Origin of the sequence: Vibrio profundum, from assembly GCF_050337555.1 — a bacterium.
In the GTDB taxonomy this organism is placed as follows: Bacteria; Pseudomonadota; Gammaproteobacteria; order Enterobacterales; family Vibrionaceae; genus Vibrio; species Vibrio profundum.
Window position 1 is genome coordinate 184,046 of sequence record NZ_JAKJTA010000006.1, and the last position, 18,396, is coordinate 202,441.

Annotated in this window: 15 protein-coding genes; 4 read left to right on the top strand and 11 right to left on the bottom strand. The window is 47.4% G+C overall.

Going from position 1 to position 18,396, the window contains the following annotated elements:
• Positions 1–60 precede the first annotated feature (60 nt).
• The 10 genes from L4C34_RS06860 to priA all read right to left on the bottom strand — a co-directional run bounded on the left by L4C34_RS06860 (position 61) and on the right by priA (position 12,130).
• Positions 61–1,026, bottom strand: coding sequence for a DHH family phosphoesterase (locus tag L4C34_RS06860; protein ID WP_428788599.1), 966 nt, complete (start codon positions 1,024–1,026; stop codon positions 61–63).
• A 4-nt stretch (positions 1,027–1,030) separates the two neighbouring features.
• Positions 1,031–1,693: an adenylyl-sulfate kinase gene (gene cysC / locus L4C34_RS06865; RefSeq protein ID WP_428788717.1), complete on the bottom strand. Its 663-nt coding sequence runs from the start codon at positions 1,691–1,693 to the stop codon at positions 1,031–1,033.
• Between the two features lie 33 nt (positions 1,694–1,726).
• Entirely contained in the window at positions 1,727–2,653 is a 927-nt protein-coding gene (gene cysD, locus L4C34_RS06870; protein ID WP_428788718.1) for a sulfate adenylyltransferase subunit CysD, read from the bottom strand.
• A gap of 20 nt (positions 2,654–2,673) precedes the next feature.
• Complete coding sequence (locus L4C34_RS06875) at positions 2,674–4,407, bottom strand: SLC13 family permease (protein ID WP_428788719.1); 1,734 nt, start codon at positions 4,405–4,407, stop codon at positions 2,674–2,676.
• A gap of 404 nt (positions 4,408–4,811) precedes the next feature.
• Entirely contained in the window at positions 4,812–5,789 is a 978-nt protein-coding gene (epmA, locus tag L4C34_RS06880; RefSeq protein ID WP_428788600.1) for an elongation factor P--(R)-beta-lysine ligase, read from the bottom strand.
• A 141-nt stretch (positions 5,790–5,930) separates the two neighbouring features.
• On the bottom strand, positions 5,931–7,268 hold the full coding sequence (hslU, locus tag L4C34_RS06885; RefSeq protein WP_428788601.1) for an ATP-dependent protease ATPase subunit HslU: 1,338 nt from the start codon (positions 7,266–7,268) through the stop codon (positions 5,931–5,933).
• 56 nt (positions 7,269–7,324) lie between these two features.
• Entirely contained in the window at positions 7,325–7,858 is a 534-nt protein-coding gene (gene hslV, locus L4C34_RS06890; protein ID WP_428788602.1) for an ATP-dependent protease subunit HslV, read from the bottom strand.
• Between the two features lie 139 nt (positions 7,859–7,997).
• Positions 7,998–8,543, bottom strand: coding sequence for an SPOR domain-containing protein (locus L4C34_RS06895; protein WP_428788603.1), 546 nt, complete (start codon positions 8,541–8,543; stop codon positions 7,998–8,000).
• 120 nt (positions 8,544–8,663) lie between these two features.
• Positions 8,664–9,677, bottom strand: a complete 1,014-nt coding sequence (cytR, locus tag L4C34_RS06900) for a DNA-binding transcriptional regulator CytR (protein ID WP_428788604.1) — start codon at positions 9,675–9,677, stop codon at positions 8,664–8,666.
• A 251-nt stretch (positions 9,678–9,928) separates the two neighbouring features.
• Entirely contained in the window at positions 9,929–12,130 is a 2,202-nt protein-coding gene (priA, locus tag L4C34_RS06905) for a primosomal protein N' (protein WP_428788605.1), read from the bottom strand.
• 269 nt (positions 12,131–12,399) lie between these two features.
• Here priA and rpmE point away from each other — a divergent pair, with 269 nt between their 5' ends.
• Positions 12,400–12,621 (top strand): 50S ribosomal protein L31, encoded by a 222-nt coding sequence (gene rpmE / locus L4C34_RS06910; RefSeq protein ID WP_428788606.1) that lies wholly within the window; start codon positions 12,400–12,402, stop codon positions 12,619–12,621.
• A 246-nt stretch (positions 12,622–12,867) separates the two neighbouring features.
• Positions 12,868–14,166, top strand: a complete 1,299-nt coding sequence (locus tag L4C34_RS06915) for a malic enzyme-like NAD(P)-binding protein (RefSeq protein ID WP_428788607.1) — start codon at positions 12,868–12,870, stop codon at positions 14,164–14,166.
• 83 nt (positions 14,167–14,249) lie between these two features.
• On the opposite strand, the gene metJ is transcribed toward L4C34_RS06915, so the two are convergent.
• A complete protein-coding gene (gene metJ / locus L4C34_RS06920; protein WP_428788608.1) occupies positions 14,250–14,570 on the bottom strand; it encodes a met regulon transcriptional regulator MetJ in 321 nt (106 codons plus the stop codon).
• 183 nt (positions 14,571–14,753) lie between these two features.
• Here metJ and L4C34_RS06925 point away from each other — a divergent pair, with 183 nt between their 5' ends.
• A complete protein-coding gene (locus L4C34_RS06925; RefSeq protein WP_428788609.1) occupies positions 14,754–15,917 on the top strand; it encodes an O-succinylhomoserine (thiol)-lyase in 1,164 nt (387 codons plus the stop codon).
• A gap of 12 nt (positions 15,918–15,929) precedes the next feature.
• Positions 15,930–18,344 (top strand): bifunctional aspartate kinase/homoserine dehydrogenase II, encoded by a 2,415-nt coding sequence (locus L4C34_RS06930; RefSeq protein ID WP_428788610.1) that lies wholly within the window; start codon positions 15,930–15,932, stop codon positions 18,342–18,344.
• The last annotated feature ends 52 nt before the right edge of the window (positions 18,345–18,396 follow it).

Sequence of the window (18,396 nt, forward strand, 5' to 3'; positions counted from 1 at the left end):
ATAACTAAATATCTAAATCTAATGGCCGACCTTTACTATTCAGGCCTACCGTAATCGTCACTATTTATCGTAATAATCACAAAAGGTCCGAATAAACTTCGACTTATCTGCTAGCGGCAAAGTATTAATCCCCGCCGCCCCCCGACGCCCACCGCCCGTAAAAAACTGCTGACACACCTCGTCCGCCCCTTCTCTATTCGCTAATGGAGCACGAACGCTTACGGTATAGTCAGACTCGGTAGGATTGAGCGTTAACACCGCATGTGCTTGATTTTGAATTTGATTGGCTAACTGATTGCTAAAAACCCCACTCATTCTTCTCGCCCAAGCTGCATTGGGAAGCTCAAACACGCGCGTATATTCAGTTTTGGTAACCGGGGATAGCGCCGCTAAATGCCGACAATCCTGCTGATAGCCTTCATGCAAAATGAAATATGGCGAATTTGGATCAGTGCGTAGAGCAAAAGGATCACGGTAGGCCAATAGCTGTTGGTACAATTGCACGGGGGGAATATGTAAATCGCGCAGTGAGGCCCCATAGGCATTGTAATTAATGAGTGTGCCTAACTGCCTAAGAAAGGCTTGATCACTTTCATTAACACCGTACTTATCGGCGAGCACTTGAGCGCTTGCATGCAAATTGTCCCCAAATGCAGCGGCGATAGCCCAATGAACATAACGCCCTTCTAACTTTTCATTAATCAATAAACTGGTGCACGTATCTGCATCCATACAAAGCAAGCTCTCTAGTAGCTCTGATTCAGGAATGTGACCCGCTCGGTGATGATCGCAATAAAACACCGCAACGCCCGCTTCAAGCAAAGTTCTAAGCGCGATTTGATTGGTTTCCATCGACACATCAAGCACAGTCACGCTAGTTATTGAATCCTGACCAACAACTTGCTTGAGTAGCGCTATATCACGCTTAACCCCCGAAATCAGTCGGCTGGGCTTAGGCTGCGCCAAACGCAGTTGCAATAGCGCGATAACGCCATCCGCATCACCATTGAAGACATCGTAGTGCATCCGCTTATCTCTCCATTTTGCGCTTATTCGCAACTAAATAGCCCATATTAGTTAGCCAAGTTACAATCTGTTCCGCGCACTCTTCTATTGAACCGTCGGCCGTTTCGATATGTATTTCAGCGTCTGAGGGAGGCTCGTAATCAGAATCCACTCCCGTGAATTGAGTGATTTCACCCGCGCGAGCTTTTTTATATAAACCTTTAGGGTCTCGCCGCTCACATACAGAAATGGGCGTGTCTATAAACACTTCTAAAAACTCGCCTTGTTCAAATCGCTCACGAGCGGTGCGGCGGTCGGATAAAAAAGGCGATATAAAAGCGCTCAGAACCAATGTTCCGGAGTCGACAAATAACTTGGCAACCTCAGCAATACGGCGGATGTTTTCTGTCCTATCACTTTCACTAAAACCGAGGTCGCGATTCAAACCATGCCGAACATTATCACCATCGAGTAAGTAACTGTGCTTACCCAAAGCCAACAGCTTTTTTTCCACCGCATTGGCGATGCTCGATTTACCGGAGCCACTCAATCCAGTAAACCAGAGCACCGCTGGACACTGCTGTTTGAGTCCCGCACGTTGATGTTGGCTCACCGTTGTTTGGTGCCAGACGATATCTCGCAGTTCCTCAATGGACTTTATCTCTGCTGACGTTCTATTTTCTGGCATTTGGTTTGCTGACATTCTCTTTGACGACATAGGCTAAAAGTATCCTTCACGCTTTTTCTTTTCCATAGACCCTGAGCTATCGTGATCGATAGCTCGCCCTTGCCGCTCTGAGGTGGTAGTCAGCAGCATTTCTTGAATGACTTCAGGTAAGGTGGTAGCTTGAGATTCCACCGCACCTGTCAGTGGGTAGCAACCCAATGTACGAAAGCGCACCATTTTATTCTCAACATGTTCATCAGGCTTGAGCTCCATCCTCTCGTCGTCAACCATGATCAACATGCCATCGCGCTCAACCACTGGGCGTATTTCTGATAAATACAAACTTGGAATCTCTATGTTTTCCAAATAGATGTATTGCCAAATATCCAGTTCAGTCCAGTTGGAAAGCGGAAATACTCGAATACTCTCCCCTTTGTCCACTTTGCTATTGTAGATATGCCATAACTCGGGGCGCTGATTTTTTGGGTCCCAGCGATGGTGCTCATCACGAAACGAATACACTCGCTCCTTAGCTCGAGATTTTTCTTCATCTCGACGCGCGCCGCCAAATGCAGCATCAAAGCCATATTTATCCAGCGCTTGTTTCAGCCCTTGCGTTTTCATGACGTCGGTATGCATCGAACTCCCATGGACGAATGGGCTAATATTCATGGCTAGACCGTCTGGGTTTTGGTGCACGATGAGCTGCATACCTAACTTTTTAGCCATTGCATCACGAAAGGCAATCATCTCGCGAAACTTCCATGTGGTATCAACATGCATAAGCGGGAAAGGTGGCGCCGCTGGCGCAAACGCTTTTTTAGCTAAATGCAGCATCACCGAGGAGTCTTTACCAACCGAGTACAGCATCACTGGGTTATCAAACTCAGCAACCACCTCACGCATAATATGGATTGATTCTGCTTCCAGCTGCTGTAAGTGAGTCATTCTTTTCGTTTCTACTTGCATGGCACTTCCTATTTGTTCAGAGCAAAGCTGAGTTACACGCCAACAAACCAATAAATAGACGTAATAACCGTGATCCCATAAGCCAAGCTGATCGGGACTCCGATTTTGGCAAAATCACTCAATTTATATTGCCCAGCATTGAACACCATTAGATTAGTTTGATAGCCATATGGGCTAATAAAACTGGCACTTGCGCCGAATGCGACCGCCAAAATATAAGCTTTTGGAGCCACCGATAACGTCAATGCTAAGGTATAAGCGATGGGGAAAATTAATACCGCTGCTGCGTTATTCGTCACCAGCTCAGTTAATAGCCAAGTGAGCGAATACACCATAATCAAGCCAAGCAAAGGCGTGATTATATGATGATGCGCCTGAATCCAAGCGCCGAGCGCGGTAAGGACACCACTCGTCAACAATGCTTGGGATAACAGCAATGCTGATGCAATGATCAGCCAAATCTTCATAGGTAAACGGCGCATAATCTCATTGGAAGTGAGGCACCCTGTAAACAAAAGCAAGCTCAACAAGACTAAGGTGGTTTTAAACAAGGTGAACCAGCCTAATGCAGCGAGCGCTATCGCAGTAACAAAACCAACAAGCGCCACTTTTTCCTGCCAAGGCTGCAACGCATGCTCGGTCTCTTTATCACTCATTAGATAAAAGTTTTTAGTGATATTTCGGCGTTGATGGAAGTCTTTGCCGACCGCCAGTACTAAGCAATCCCCCGCTCTCAATACTACGTCGCCAAGCTGACCAGAAATGGATTCGCCATCCCTGCGCATTGCAACGACAGCCGCATCAAACAAAGCGCGAAATCCTGCTTGTTTCATGCTGGAGCCAATCAACACACTATCTGGTTTGATTAAAGCTTCATGAAGATTTTTTAACGGCAAACCATTTTCATGAGCATAAGTAGACAAGCCATTAAACTGCTTGAGGCGAGTGACTTTTTGAATATCACCACTGAAAATCAAGCGGTCGTTATCTTCAATTCCTTCACTTGGGGAGACAGGCGAGATCAATCTGCCACGACGTAGAATCTCGACCAAGAATAAAGATTCCAAGCTTCTCAGCCCATTTTGTTCAACGCTTTTCCCTGCTAACGTTGAGCCACTCGCCACTTTCGCATCGATAAAGTATTGTGATGAACACAAACGTGGCATCGGCTTATTTGGCAAACGTTTCGACAACAGAAACAGTAATCCCCCACACACTACTATCACGCTGGCTCCAATCGGGGTAAATTCAAAGAAGCCCAATGGCGGTAAGCCCTGATCCAATACCATACTATTGACGATCAAGTTGGTGGAAGTCCCAACCAAGGTTAATGTACCGCCAAAGATAGCGGCGTAGGATAGCGGCAGTAATAACAGGCTGGGGGAGTGATATTTGTTGTTTCGAATCGGCGACAGCATAGTCGCGACCACTGCCGTATTGTTGAGAAAAGCCGACGATAAGGCAGTTAAACCCAGCAGGCGCAGCCATGTTTTTTGGTAGCTAGTCTGCATGACATAGCGGCCAAGTGCTCGCAATGCTTTGGTTTTCTCCAAAGCGAGAGAACACGTCATCAAAAGCATTAAGGTCAGCAGACCTTGATTGGAAAATTTGTCTAAGACTTGCTGCGTGGTAACAATATTCAGCCCATACAAGCTAATCAATACTGCACCAAATACTCTTTCTGGGTAATTTTGATACTTTATCAGCCCCACGACCGTCGCGAAGAAAATAAATAGCACCCATACTGACTGTTCGTTTTCAATCACGCTCAACTCTAGCTCACCATTCCCTCGTGCTTGAATACTAGCGGTGAAAAGAGCCCTTAATGAACGATGGATTACGCATATCACATAACTGAATGCTATTGATGCCTTTCTAACTCAACATGCGATGGATGTCGGTTACATGGAAGAAAGACTAGACGGGTAATAAAATCAAACACAAGCCATTGTTTTATGGTATTAAAATTCCATTACAATAGAAGGTAGTGCGATTTTTCACATCACTTCCCTACCTACACCACGACATCAAGATGGTCAGTCAACCATTGAGTTGAGCATATATCATGGAATTTGGTTCTATTTGTCGGGGGTAGGCAAAGAGCTGCTCAAGGGGGCCATTCGCATTAAACTCAAAGAAATGGCCCCTCTTACTAACAACAAATAAATAGTTATGAACGAGGAAAGGGAAATGCTGTGATTTCATCAATATGCTGCGCACCTTGCGCCAACATTATTACGCGGTCGATGCCAAGCGCAACACCCGCGCATTGTGGCAATCCTGCCTCAAGAGCGGATAATAAATGCTCATCGATAGGCTGAGGCATCAGCCCCATCTCTTTACGTTGCTGATTATCCTGCTCAAATCTCGCCCGCTGCTCCTTAGCGTCATCAAGTTCATGAAAGCCGTTGGCTAACTCAATGCCCTTAAAGTAAACTTCAAAGCGATCGGCAACACGGGTGTCTTGCTGATTAATTTTCGCCAGCGCTGCTTGTGAGGCAGGAAAATCGTAGACAAAAGCAGGGGCTTGTTGGCCGATTTTTGGCTCAATCACCACAGAGAACAGCAATTGCAGCAAAGTATCACGGTGAGTTTCATCACGAGCAATATCGGCAAGGCCATGCTGCTCAGCAACGACCTTGAGGTCATCCAAAGAACTCTCCAGTGGGCAAACCGATAATATTCGCAAAAAGGCTTGCTGGTAGGTCATGCGTTCTGCGGCGCTACAGGACAACACAAACTGCAATAAATCATCCATCTCATCCATCAATTGGTGATGATCAAAGCCCACTCGATACCACTCTAACATAGTGAACTCAGGGTTATGGTAACGACCACTTTCTTCATTACGAAAGGCTTTACCGATTTGGTAAATACAACCACTGCCCGCGGCCAGCAAGCGTTTCATATGAAATTCTGGGCTGGTCATAAAGAACAATGGCTGGCCATCGACGTAACCTGGGCCAACAAATTGAGTCTGGAAAGTATGCAGGTGAATATCGGTGACCGTGGCATGGCTCATCGCAGGCGTATCGACTTCCAACACCCCTCGGTCTGAGAAAAATTGACGGATTTTTCCAATCGACTCCGCGCGTTGTTTTAACGCTGCGAGCGAGGCACTGGGTTGCCAAGTGTGTGGTTGAGTCATAATACCGCGTACCAATCAAATATTAACAAAGAGGCGTATTTTACCTTGTTCGCCAGCGCGGTCCAACTTTAGATAGTTCGATATAAAAACGCCCCTACTAATGTAGAGGCGTTGAAACTAAAGTGTGATTACTTGGTATCACTAGAGGATGAAACGACTGAGGTCTTCATCGTCAACAAACTCACCCAACTTGCCCTTCACGTAGTCGGCGTCAATCTCCATCTCGCTGCCGGCTTTATCGGTTGCTTCAAATGAGATTTCATCCATCAAACGCTCCATCACAGTATGCAAGCGGCGCGCACCAATATTTTCAGTGGTTTCATTCACTTTCCATGCGGCTTCTGCAATCTGGGTAATACCCTCTTCGGTAAAGGATACCGATACGTCTTCCGTCTTCATCAGCGCCGTATATTGCTCGGTGAGCGATGCTTTAGGCTCAGTCAAAATGCGCTTGAAATCGTGGCTTGTTAAAGCTTCCAGTTCAACACGAATAGGTAGACGACCTTGCAACTCAGGAATGAGATCCGATGGCGTCGCCACTTGGAACGCACCTGAAGCCACAAATAAAATGTGATCGGTTTTCACCATGCCATGCTTGGTTGACACTGTGCTGCCTTCGATAAGCGGCAACAGGTCGCGCTGTACGCCTTCACGGGATACGTCAGGGCCAGAGCTTTCACCACGCTTGCAAATCTTGTCGATTTCGTCGATAAAAACGATGCCGTTATTTTCAACATTGTAAATCGCGCTTTCTTTCAGCTCTTCTTGGTTCACCAACTTAGCGGCTTCTTCTTCCGTCAGGGCTTTAAACGCATCTTTAATTTTCAGTTTACGTTTTTTCTTAGTATCGCCCGCAAGGTTTTGAAACATACCTTGCAGTTGATTAGTCATCTCTTCCATGCCCGGAGGCGCCATAATTTCTACGCCCATTTGCGGCGCAGCCACGTCGATTTCTATTTCTTTGTCGTCCAGCTTGCCTTCACGGAACTTTTTGCGAAATACTTGACGGGTATTGGTATTCGATGAGTCCGTTTTCTCTTCGTTTTCACCCCAAGCGTCACGCGCTGGTGGTAACAAAGCATCAAGAATGCGATCTTCTGCTTGCTCTTCCGCGCGAAACTTCACTTTTTCCATCGCTTGTTGGTGAGTCATCTTCACCGCCACATCCGTCAAATCACGAATAATGGTTTCCACTTCTTTACCAACATAACCCACTTCGGTGAACTTAGTCGCTTCAACCTTGATAAAAGGTGCATTAGCAAGCTTGGCTAAACGGCGTGCAATTTCAGTTTTACCTACGCCTGTTGGGCCGATCATTAAAATGTTTTTTGGTGTCACTTCAGAACGCAGGCTCTCGTCCAACTGCATTCTTCTCCAACGGTTACGCAAAGCAATCGCAACCGCACGTTTGGCATTGTCTTGACCAATAATATGGCGATTTAATTCGTGAACTATTTCACGTGGTGTCATTTCAGACATGGCTTCATTCCTTCAATTCTTTATTAATGCGCGCATTAACTTATGCAGCGAACAAATTATTCCGCTGGGCTTTCAAGTTCTTCAACCGTTTGATGATGGTTGGTAAACACACAAATATCACCCGCAATTTTTAGCGATTTTTCCGCAATCTCACGCGCATTTAATTCGGTATTTTCTAATAGGGCAGTCGCGGCCGCTTGAGCGAAGTTGCCGCCAGAGCCAATCGCGATCAAATCATTTTCAGGCTGAACCACATCACCGTTGCCAGTGATAATGAGTGATGCGGTTTCATCGGCAACGGCAAGTAGCGCTTCTAATTTACGCAGTGCGCGATCGCTGCGCCAGTCTTTTGCCAGCTCTACCGCGGCTTTGGTCAAATGACCTTGGTGCATTTGCAATTTACTTTCAAAACGCTCAAACAAGGTAAAGGCATCCGCGGTGCCACCTGCAAAGCCGGCAATCACTTTGCCGTTATACAGTCGGCGCACTTTGCGTGCATTGCCTTTCATTACCGTGTTGCCAAGAGAAACTTGTCCATCACCCGCGATGACAACTTGATTATTTCGACGTACAGATACGATGGTAGTCACGAGTAAGGCCTCTTTTTATTTATTTTCACAATGAGATTAAAGGATATGTTTGGGCGCATCACACTAAAATCAAGATGCTTGGCTACAATCTCACAAAGCATCTCGACCAAAATCCCCTAACCTGCCATGCCATCGCTAATTACGATGTTTGTTTCCAAATAGCACACGGCCGAATTTTAACTCGCTGCAACTTATGTTTGTCTTTCTCAGCATCACGCTTGGTTTTATAAGGTCCTAAGACGACCCGAAACCAAGAACTGCCCGGCTTCTTAATAATATTGCTATTTAACCCTTGAAAGGCGATGTCAACTTTGCGTGATTCTGCTTGATGTTTGGTTTTATACGCGCCGCACTGCATGACATACGGGATTTTTGAGACCACTAAAGGCTTAGCTTTCACTTTAATCTCGCGGCTCGGCAAAGTGTCTACGTAATCCCATTTAGCTTCTGGCGGAGGGGGGAGTTTTACGGCTGGTTTCGGTTTAGGTTGTAAGTGTACCACTTCCGTTTTCACCGGTTCCGGATCTTGGTTTAACGTATATAAACCATAGACGAAAGCGCCAACCACGCTTATAGCGAGCAAACCGCTTCGCCAAGGCTTTTTGACCGATGTTTTTGTCCGAGTGGATTTTTTACTTGGTTTGCGCTGCCCGCTGCCGCGCTTCACATAATCTTTACTTGCCACAATTGTTTGCCAGCCATACTGTTGATAACGAATATGGTAATGGACTTCACGGCGAGTTTACAGAGACAAGAAGTTCCGAATAGGTAAAATCTTATCTCTGTTCTTTCATTGCTTGCTGGGTTATACCATTCTCGGCGGCGCAACACTACTTCGCACCACGAGTCGAGTCTCTAGCAAACGAGATCCCGCACGAACATCTTTACCACGCAATAATTCTAATACCATCAACAAGGCTTGTCGGCCAATTTCATAACGGGGCTGAGCAATCGTCGTGAGTGGTGGATCGCAATATTGGRAGAATTGAACATCATCAAACCCGACTACGGATAAATCCTGCGGCACTCTTAAGCCCAATCGTTTGATCTCTTGTATCGCGCCAATCGCCATCAAATCACAATGACAAAATATCGCTGTTGGGGGCTCAGCTAGTGACAAAAGCTTGCGTACAGCTTGTGTGCCCGCATCAAACGAATAGTCACCGGAAACACTGTAGTTCGGGTTCATCGCAATGCCACCACGGCGCAGGGCCTGCTGGTAACCTTGCGAGCGAAACTTACAAATGGCCGCTTCTTCTGGCCCAGAAATCTGTGCTACGCGCTTGTGGCCCATTTGAGTGAGGTAATTCACGGCTTCAAATGCTGACGTCAGGTTGTCAATGTGCACCGTCGGCAATTCCAGCTCAGGAGCAAATTCACATGCCATAACCATAGGGGGCAGGTTTTTCTGTTCCGGTTTACTCACATCAAAAGGAATATCGGTGCCCAGTAGCAAGATGCCATCGGCATGCTTGGTAAAGGCTAAACTGGTGACGGAGGAGTCGTGCTTCTGTTGATTAGTATCGCCCAATAACACAACATAGCCGTGCTCAGCAGCAGCATCCTCGATACCACGGATGATATCCGAGTAATATGGGTCACAGATATCGGGCACCACAGCGACAATGGTTTTTGATTCATTTCGACGCAAATTTCGAGCCAATGAGTTTGGAGAATATCCAGACTCCAACACCGCATCTTCCACTCTCTTTCTCGTTGATGTTGATACTTTCTCGGGGTTCATCAACGCTCTCGATACCGTAGCAGTTGACACGCCCGCAAGTTGAGCAACATCCTTCATTGTCGCCATAAAATTCACCTTCTTAATTTGTTACTAATGAATGCAATAAATTGAATTCAAGCCATAGCCAAAAATTGATTGTTATTTGGTCACCTTATAAAAGCTGATGCCCATTTTCTGCCACTATTTTATTCCTTTCTGGCCATAAAGTTACGACGAATTTAGCAAATATTACATAACTTATGTGATGACAATCACAATAGGAAAGAAATGACACTCTATTTGATTACATAATTCACACTCAGGATCTACAGCTTCGTAATATTTTCTTAAGTGAAGTCGTGAGGATCTCTATCTAATACCCAGCGGACTTTTTTAGCATCGGGCAACAGCGAAATAGCGGGCTTAGCGCTAGCGAGTATCGATTGCATGAGATTGCGATTGGGAGTTTGCAATAGCATCTGCCAACGCGCTTTCCCTGCTCGTTTTGCCAGTGGTGAGGGGGACGGGCCCAATATCGCCCCACCTTGGGCAAACAGTGGATGACTTTCTAGAGTAAAACGTACTTGACGTAAAAAGCGCTCAGCAACCTCACTCTTGTTCGCTTCAGCTCGAAATAAAGTCAAACAGCTAAAAGGGGGGAGATGAGAGGTATGCCTTTCTTGTAGGGCTTGCTGGGCAAATTGATGATAGTCACCTTCCATTAGGCTTTGTAATAATGGGTGTTCCGGGTGGTGAGTTTGCAATATCACATGCCCAGGTTTACTCGCCCGCCCTGCTCGCCCTGCAACCTGAGTAAACAGCTGGGCAAAATGCTCCGAGGCGCGAAAATCACTGTTGTATAAAGCGCCATCCACGTCAAGCAGTGACACCAGCGTCACATTGGGAAAGTGATGACCTTTAGCCAACATTTGCGTGCCAATCAAAATTTGATATTCACCGCTACGAATTGCATCCAGCGCCGCATCGAGACTCCCTTTACGCCGAGTGCTATCACGGTCAATCCGAATCGAACGGTATTCTGGGAATAGGCTCGCTAAATGATGTTCCAATTGCTCAGTTCCCACCCCCACCGTCACTACGTTCGACGAACCACAATCGTGACAGCGTTGAATGACGGGTCGCCGAGAGCCACAATGGTGACAGCACACCTCTTGCGCATGCTGATGGAAAGTGTAATAGCGATCGCAGCGCTGGCATTCTGCCAACCAGCCGCAATCGTGACACATCAAAGCCGGCGAAAAACCGCGCCGATTTAAAAACAGCATCACTTGATTGCCCGCCTCAAGGTGATGTCTCATCTCAGCAATAAGGGGGGCAGACAAGCCACTCTCTAAATACTGGCCTTTTAAGTCGAGCAAATGATTGTCAGTGGGCACAGCATCACCAGCACGCTGCGTGAGTCGTAAGTGATGATACTTTCCTGATAACGCATTTTGTAACGTTTCAAACGCTGGGGTCGCTGAGCCAAGCACGACAGGAATATTGCTTCGGTGCGCCCGCATCACGGCCACATCTCGGGCGTGGTAACGCAAAGTATCTTGCTGTTTATAGGAACCATCATGTTCTTCATCGACAATGATAATACCCAAGTCAGAAAATGGGCTAAACAGTGCCGAACGAGTGCCGATAACAATCCCCGCCCCTTTGTCTCGCGCAGACAACCAAGCGTTTAGCCGTTCCGTATCATTGAGCCCTGAATGCATGACTTCGACAGGAACATTGAAGCGGCGCTTAAATCGATTGATAGTTTGTGGTGTCAGGCCGATTTCCGGCACCAGAACTAAAGCTTGCTTACCTTGCTTGAGCACTGGCGCTATGAGGTTGAGATAAACTTCCGTTTTCCCAGAGCCAGTCACCCCTTCCAACAAATAGCAGCCATAGCCAGCACGACTATTGACTGTAGCAATCGCAATACACTGTTCATCGTTGAGCTTAGGTTTGTCTTGTTCTGACTCAAACTCGGCAGGCCATGGTTTGGAAACAGGAGACAACTCTTGCTCCGCTATCCAACCTTTATCCTTTAATCCATTTAATACCGTGCGGCTAACCTCCGCATCGAGCATCGCTTGATGAGAAAGACTCCCAGAAACCAACATATTTATGACTTTGGCCTGCTGGACCGCTCGGCCAAAGCTTTGCATCGCGCGCTCTTTACCCGCCTCGGTTAAATACCACTGTATGACTGGGGCCACTTGCGCCGCTTTTTTCTTACGCAGCGCGCTAGGCAAAGCATTGTTAAATGTTTCGCCTAACGGGCAATGATAGAATTGGCTACACCAACGCAGTAAATCGAACAGCTCGCTAGACCAAATAGGCGCATCATCCAACACAGTGCTAATCGATTTTAGCTTCTCTATTGCAAAACTTGATGTATCGGTGAGCTCTGTGACTATGCCCACTAACGACTGCTGACCAAACGGCACCACAACTCGAGCGCCTATAACAGGAGGGCGCTGTGATGAAATTAAATAATCAAACTCTCGGTCTAATGGGACAGGCAGTGAAACACGAGCGATAGTGGGGGTCATATCAGGAAGCAGCTACAGTTGGCGATATCAGGTTACAGTCTAATAGATACTCTAGGCCGACCTCAAGACAACTCGGCGATCCACACATACACTCACTGCTGCCGAACTGCAAAATCGGTTGATTATCCAACAGGGATTCATTATCATACCGCGCCTCAGTGATTCTGAGCTGGCAACAGCGAATCAAGAACGCTGAACTTTTTTTATCAACTACGTGTGGTGTCCGGCTTAGTATCGGATGGCGACACGGCCCTAATTGAGGTTATCCCATGAAAACTGGTATCCACCCAGAATACAAAGCTGTAAATGCAACTTGCTCTTGCGGCAACTCTTTTGAGTTCAACTCTACTCTAGGTAAAGATTCTATCCACCTAGACGTATGTGACAAGTGTCACCCATTCTACACTGGTAAGCAACGTATCGTAGATACTGGCGGCCGTGTTGATCGCTTCAACAAGCGTTTCGGTGCACTATCTACCAGCAAGAAGTAATTCTTCTTTTCTGTCCAGATTTCGAAAAGGGCGCCTAGCGCCCTTTTCTTATTGGTCCCTATAAAAAGTTATCCCCGCTTTCTCTGCGTGTCCACGCATCAAACCCAATAAAGAATGGCTCACCGTTATCGGTTTAATACCGCGGAGAGTTCTCCTTTTGACGCCATCGTGTATACACTCATTACTACTAAGCGTCTGCGTGCGCGAGAATAGCCTTCCATTGAAAATGTACGAGTAATATTAGTTATGTCGGAAAAAAGCCTAGAGCAACCTTCTGTCTCTGCCGAAGAGACCCTACGTCAGCAAGCACTTGAATACCATGCCAAGCCGACCCCTGGCAAAATTTCGGTTGCCTTAACCAAACCTGCTGACTCTGCGGAAGATTTGTCGCTAGCCTACAGCCCAGGTGTGGCCGAACCTGTTCGTGAGATCGCGCAAAATGCCGATAATGTTTACAAATATACCGCGAAAGGCAATATGGTTGCCGTCATTTCCAATGGTACCGCTATCTTAGGCCTAGGCAATTTAGGTCCACTGGCTTCCAAACCAGTCATGGAAGGCAAGTCGCTACTCTTTAAGCGCTTCGCTAACCTAGATTCTATCGATATCGAAGTAAAACACCGCACCATCGATGAGTTTGTCGATACGGTCGCCAACATTTCCGATACCTTTGGTGGCATCAACTTAGAAGACATCAAAGCACCAGATTGTTTCGAAATTGAACGTCGCCTGATTGAGCGCTGTGATGTGCCCGTTTTCCACGATGACCAACACGGCACCGCTATCGTGACGGCGGCGGGAATGCTTAACGCAATCGAGCTGCAAGGTAAGAAGCTAGAAGAAGCCACCATTGTTTGTCTTGGCGCGGGCGCGGCGGCTGTGGCTTGTATGGAGCTACTGATCAAGTGTGGCGCGATGCGTGAAAAAATCTACATGTTAGATCGCAAAGGCGTGATTCACACTCGCCGTGATGACCTAAACGAATACAAGCAGCTGTTCGCCAACAACACCGACAAACGCACTTTAGAAGACGTGATTGACGGCGCGGACTTATTCCTTGGTGTATCAGGCCCTAACTTGCTATCACAAGACGCACTTAAGCTGATGGCCGACAAGCCTGTAGTCTTCGCTTGTTCGAACCCAGATCCGGAAATCAAGCCTGAACTGGCTCATCAAGTACGCCAAGATTTGATCATGGGTACTGGCCGCAGTGATTACCCGAACCAAGTGAACAACGTATTGTGCTTCCCGTTTATTTTCCGCGGTGCACTGGATGTTCGTGCAAGCGAAATCAATGATGACATGAAATTGGCTGCTGTTGACGCTATCCGTCATCTAGCCAAGGAACCAGTACCAGCAGAAGTACTCAAAGCTGCAGGCGCAGACAAACTAGAGTTCGGTAAAGATTATATTATTCCAAAACCAATGGACTCTCGCCTTCTTCCCCGCGTAGCAAAAGCCGTGGCGGAAGCAGCAGTAGCCTCTGGCGTTGCGCGCATTGAATTGCCAAGCAACTATATGCAAGAGCTGCAAGAAAAGAAGTAACGACTAAGAGCCGACTCTTATCGAATACGAAAAAAAACGCTGAGTTCATCTCAGCGTTTTTTTTATATTTTTAAGCTCAAACCTTACTCGCTATCGTAAGATTCAAACTCAATACCCATTTCTGTCATCAATGCTTTTGCTTCCGCGGGAATATCATCTGGACGATCTTTACGCATATCTTCATCAGTCGGCAGTGGTTGACCGGTGTACGCATGCAGAAAAGCTTCGCATAAAAGCTCACTATTAGTGGCATGGCGCAGATTATTTATTTGGCGACGAGTACGCTCATCTGTTAACACCTTCAATACTTTCAAAGGGATAGATACCGTGATTTTCTTTACCTGCTCACTTTTCTTTCCATGTTCAGCATATGGGCTAATGTATTCGCCGTTCCAGTCTGCCATTGCGCACCTTCAAAATTAGTTTTAACGTCAATCTAGTGCTGAATTTTAGCGGGATTTAAGGCTATAAGCAAAGACATTTAGCCATCTAGACTTGTTGACGTCTACAATTTTGAGCAGTAAAGTATCTCAATCAGCTTGAGCAAGCCACAGCCCACCGATTCATGAGCAGGAAGGAAACTAATTATGAGCAGCAGAAAACCGGCCACTATCGCCGTTCGAACTGGCATCGAATCTGACACCCAACATCACGCCGTTGTTCCGCCGATTTACCTTTCGACCAACTTTAGTTTCCCCGAGTTTGGTGACGTGCCGCAATACGATTACACTCGCTCAGGTAACCCAAATCGTGGGCTATTGGAACAAGCTCTATACGAACTGGAAGTCGGTCAAGGGGCGGTCGTGACCAACTGCGGCACTTCGGCGATAAACCTATGGCTATCATCTTTCTTGGCGGCTGGCGATCTGGTTGTCGCCCCGCATGACTGTTATGGGGGCACCTATCGACTGCTTAACTCTCGATCGCAAAAAGGTGACTTCGAGGTACTGTTTATTGACCAGTCCGACTCAGAAGCCTTGCAGCAAGCAATCGCAAGGCAGCCGAAGCTGCTGCTCATTGAAACTCCCTCCAATCCTTTAGTGCGTGTGGTGGATATTGAACAAGTATGCCAATTAGCTAAATCCGTTGGGACGCTTGTCGCTGTCGATAATACCTTTTTGACTCCGGTTTATCAGCAGCCGCTCACGCTTGGTGCAGATTTTGTGATTCATTCCACGACCAAATTTATCAATGGTCACTCCGATGTGATTGGGGGGGTCGTAATAAGCAAACAAGCTGAACACGCTGAACAGCTTGCATGGTGGGGTAATTGCATTGGTGCCACTGGTACCCCCTTTGATAGTTACATGACACTGCGCGGCATTCGCACCCTTGGCGCACGCATGAAGCTTCACGAAGAAAGTGCCAAAAAAATCTTAGCCTACCTGCAACAGCAACCATTAGTGAGTACCATTTATCACCCTAGCCTACCGACTCACCCCGGCCATGATATTGCTCTGAAACAACAAACGGGCTTTGGCTCGATGTTGAGCTTCGAATTTGCGGGATCGCAACAAAAGCTTAAACAGTTTGTTGGTGCGCTCCAGCTCTTTTCACTAGCCGAATCACTCGGCGGCGTAGAGAGTTTGATCTGCCACCCGGCGTCCATGACGCATAGAGCGATGGGAGAAGAAGCGCTCGCTGAAGCTGGCGTCACGCAGCAACTACTGCGCTTATCCGTCGGACTCGAGGACGCAGGCGATCTCATTAACGATTTGCAGCAAGCATTTCACCGCGTAACCACACTTTAGGAATCCACCAAAATGGCAATCTCTCGTCAATTACATAAATTTGGTGGCAGCAGCCTTGCTGACGCCGAGTGCTATCTGCGCGTTGTACGCATTCTGGAACAATACTCTAATGATAGCGATCTCGTCGTTGTCTCCGCGGCGGGTAAGACAACCAACCAGCTGATCGAATTCGTGCAAGCATTGGAAAAAGATGGTCGTGTTGCCCACGAGACCTTACAAGCACTGAAATATTTCCAGCGTGAACTGCTGCAACAATTATTGCATGGAGAAGAACAAGCTCAACTATTGGCGCAGTTAGAAGACGAAATTGCCACCTTAGGGCAAATCAACGCCCCGGTGAGTTCAACCCAACGCGCCGCTATTTTAGGTCATGGTGAAATTTGGTCATCGCGCTTGCTAGCGGTATTATTATCTCAACATGGGCTGAGTGCCAGAAGCCAAGATTCTAGAAGCTTCTTACGCGCGCAGCCAAGCCCTTTACCCGAAGTTGACCACGAGAGCTCTGCTCCATTATTACAAACCTTGTTAACTCAGCACCCAAGAAAACGACTGGTCATTACTGGATTTATGGCACAAGACCGCGAAGGGCAAACCGTATTGCTAGGTCGCAATGGTTCAGACTACTCTGCCACCATAATTGGCGCGCTAGCGAAAGTAACACGAGTCACTATTTGGAGTGATGTAGCAGGCGTCTATAGCGCAGATCCTCGCTTAGTCAGCGACAGCTGCCTACTGCCGCTATTGCGCCTTGACGAAGCCAGTGAATTAGCACGTCTAGCCGCTCCTGTGCTGCATAGCCGTACTTTACAGCCTGTGGCACAAAGTAATATTCAATTGCACCTGCGCTCTAGCCACCAGCCTGAATCTGGCTCAACGCATATAGAGCGCGTACTGGCCTCTGGTCGCGGCGCCAAAATCGTCACCTCTCTCGACGATGTATTATTAATCCAAGTGACATTCTCGAAAGAACAAGATGTAAGTCAGCAAGATGCGCTGATCTCACAGACGTTGGAATCCGCCCAGCTGACTCCTATTTGCTATCGCATACAGCCTGAACAAACGCAGCTGCAACTCGCTTTTACGCAAGAAGTGGTCGACGACGTAATCCTACTATTGCAAAACCTGTTACCTAACTGTCGAGTTGAAAAAAAACACGGTTATTCGATAGTCGCGGCGGTTGGCGCAGGCGTCACCAACAACCCAAGCCACTGCCATTTATTTAAGCAACATTGTGCGGAACCATCGCTCGAATTTATCAGCCACGGGCAAGCGGGCTTGAGCCTAATCGCAGTCTTTAAAGGAAGCGTCGATACCACACTGGTTGAATCTCTGCACCGACGCTTATTTCAAGCCAGAAAGCGACTCGCCATTGCGCTTTGCGGCAAAGGTAACATTGGTTCCAACTGGCTATCTCTGTTCTCTCAGCAAAAAAGTCACCTAGAGAAACGTCATGGCATCAGTGTCGAGTTAGTGGCCGTTATTGCCAGCCAACGATACTGGTATGACGCGTCAGGTATTGATGCGAACCAAGCGTTAATCAAATTTGACGCGGCTTCTTCTCCTTATGAAGGCGCGCAATGGATACCTCAACTAGGTGCCCTTCAAGATTATGACGATGCAGTCGTCTTAGATTTAACTGCTAGCTCCGAGCTGGCGAGCCAATATAGCGCTATTGCAGAGCAAGGCTTGCATCTGATTTCTGCCAATAAAATCGCGGGATCAGCCAGCAGCCAAGACTATTACCAAACCCAACACGCCTTTGAAAAAATTAACCGTCACTGGCTGTACAATGCGACTGTCGGAGCTGGGCTCCCCATCAATCATACCGTGCGCGATTTAACCCAAAGCGGCGATCACATCACCGCTCTGTCTGGTATTTTTTCCGGTACTTTGTCATGGCTGTTCCAGCAATATGATGGCAGCGTACCGTTTGCCGAACTACTTGAACTAGCGTGGCAACAAGGCTTGACGGAACCCGACCCGCGCAACGATTTAGACGGCTCGGATGTGATGCGTAAACTGGTCATCCTTGCACGTGAAGCAGGCCTACCGCTAGAGCCTGAGCAAGTTCGCGTAGATTCTCTAGTGCCAGAAGCCTTGAGCATATTATCTGTGGACGATTTTCTTGAACACGGTGATACGCTGAGCGCCGAAATGGCACGCAAACTAGACGCAGCGCAACAAGATGGTAAGGTGCTGCGCTATATTGCGCGCTTAGATAAACAAGGGAAAGCGTCGGTGGGTTTAGAAGCCATCTACCCTGAGCACGCGTTGGCTAACTTACTCCCGTGCGACAACATCTTTGCCATTGAAAGCCAATGGTATAAAGACAACCCCTTGGTGATCCGAGGCCCCGGCGCAGGCAAAGATGTAACAGCAGGCGCCGTACAGTCTGATCTCAATCGGCTAGCTCGACTGATCGCTTAATCTCGACTGTTCGCTAAACCTCGATTGATCGCTCAAGTAAGTTACGATACCG

Excerpts from the sequence above, each read along its gene's own strand:
- hslU (WP_428788601.1), bottom strand. The coding sequence starts at position 7,268 with ATGTCTGAAATGACACCACGTGAAATAGTTCACGAATTAAATCGCCAT.
- L4C34_RS06860 (WP_428788599.1), bottom strand. The coding sequence starts at position 1,026 with ATGCACTACGATGTCTTCAATGGTGATGCGGATGGCGTTATCGCGCTA.
- cysC (WP_428788717.1), bottom strand. The coding sequence starts at position 1,693 with ATGCCAGAAAATAGAACGTCAGCAGAGATAAAGTCCATTGAGGAACTG.
- metJ (WP_428788608.1), bottom strand. The coding sequence starts at position 14,570 with ATGGCAGACTGGAACGGCGAATACATTAGCCCATATGCTGAACATGGA.
- priA (WP_428788605.1), bottom strand. The coding sequence starts at position 12,130 with ATGACCCCCACTATCGCTCGTGTTTCACTGCCTGTCCCATTAGACCGA.
- L4C34_RS06915 (WP_428788607.1), top strand. The coding sequence starts at position 12,868 with ATGTCGGAAAAAAGCCTAGAGCAACCTTCTGTCTCTGCCGAAGAGACC.
- L4C34_RS06930 (WP_428788610.1), top strand. The coding sequence starts at position 15,930 with ATGGCAATCTCTCGTCAATTACATAAATTTGGTGGCAGCAGCCTTGCT.
- L4C34_RS06925 (WP_428788609.1), top strand. The coding sequence starts at position 14,754 with ATGAGCAGCAGAAAACCGGCCACTATCGCCGTTCGAACTGGCATCGAA.
- epmA (WP_428788600.1), bottom strand. The coding sequence starts at position 5,789 with ATGACTCAACCACACACTTGGCAACCCAGTGCCTCGCTCGCAGCGTTA.
- rpmE (WP_428788606.1), top strand. The coding sequence starts at position 12,400 with ATGAAAACTGGTATCCACCCAGAATACAAAGCTGTAAATGCAACTTGC.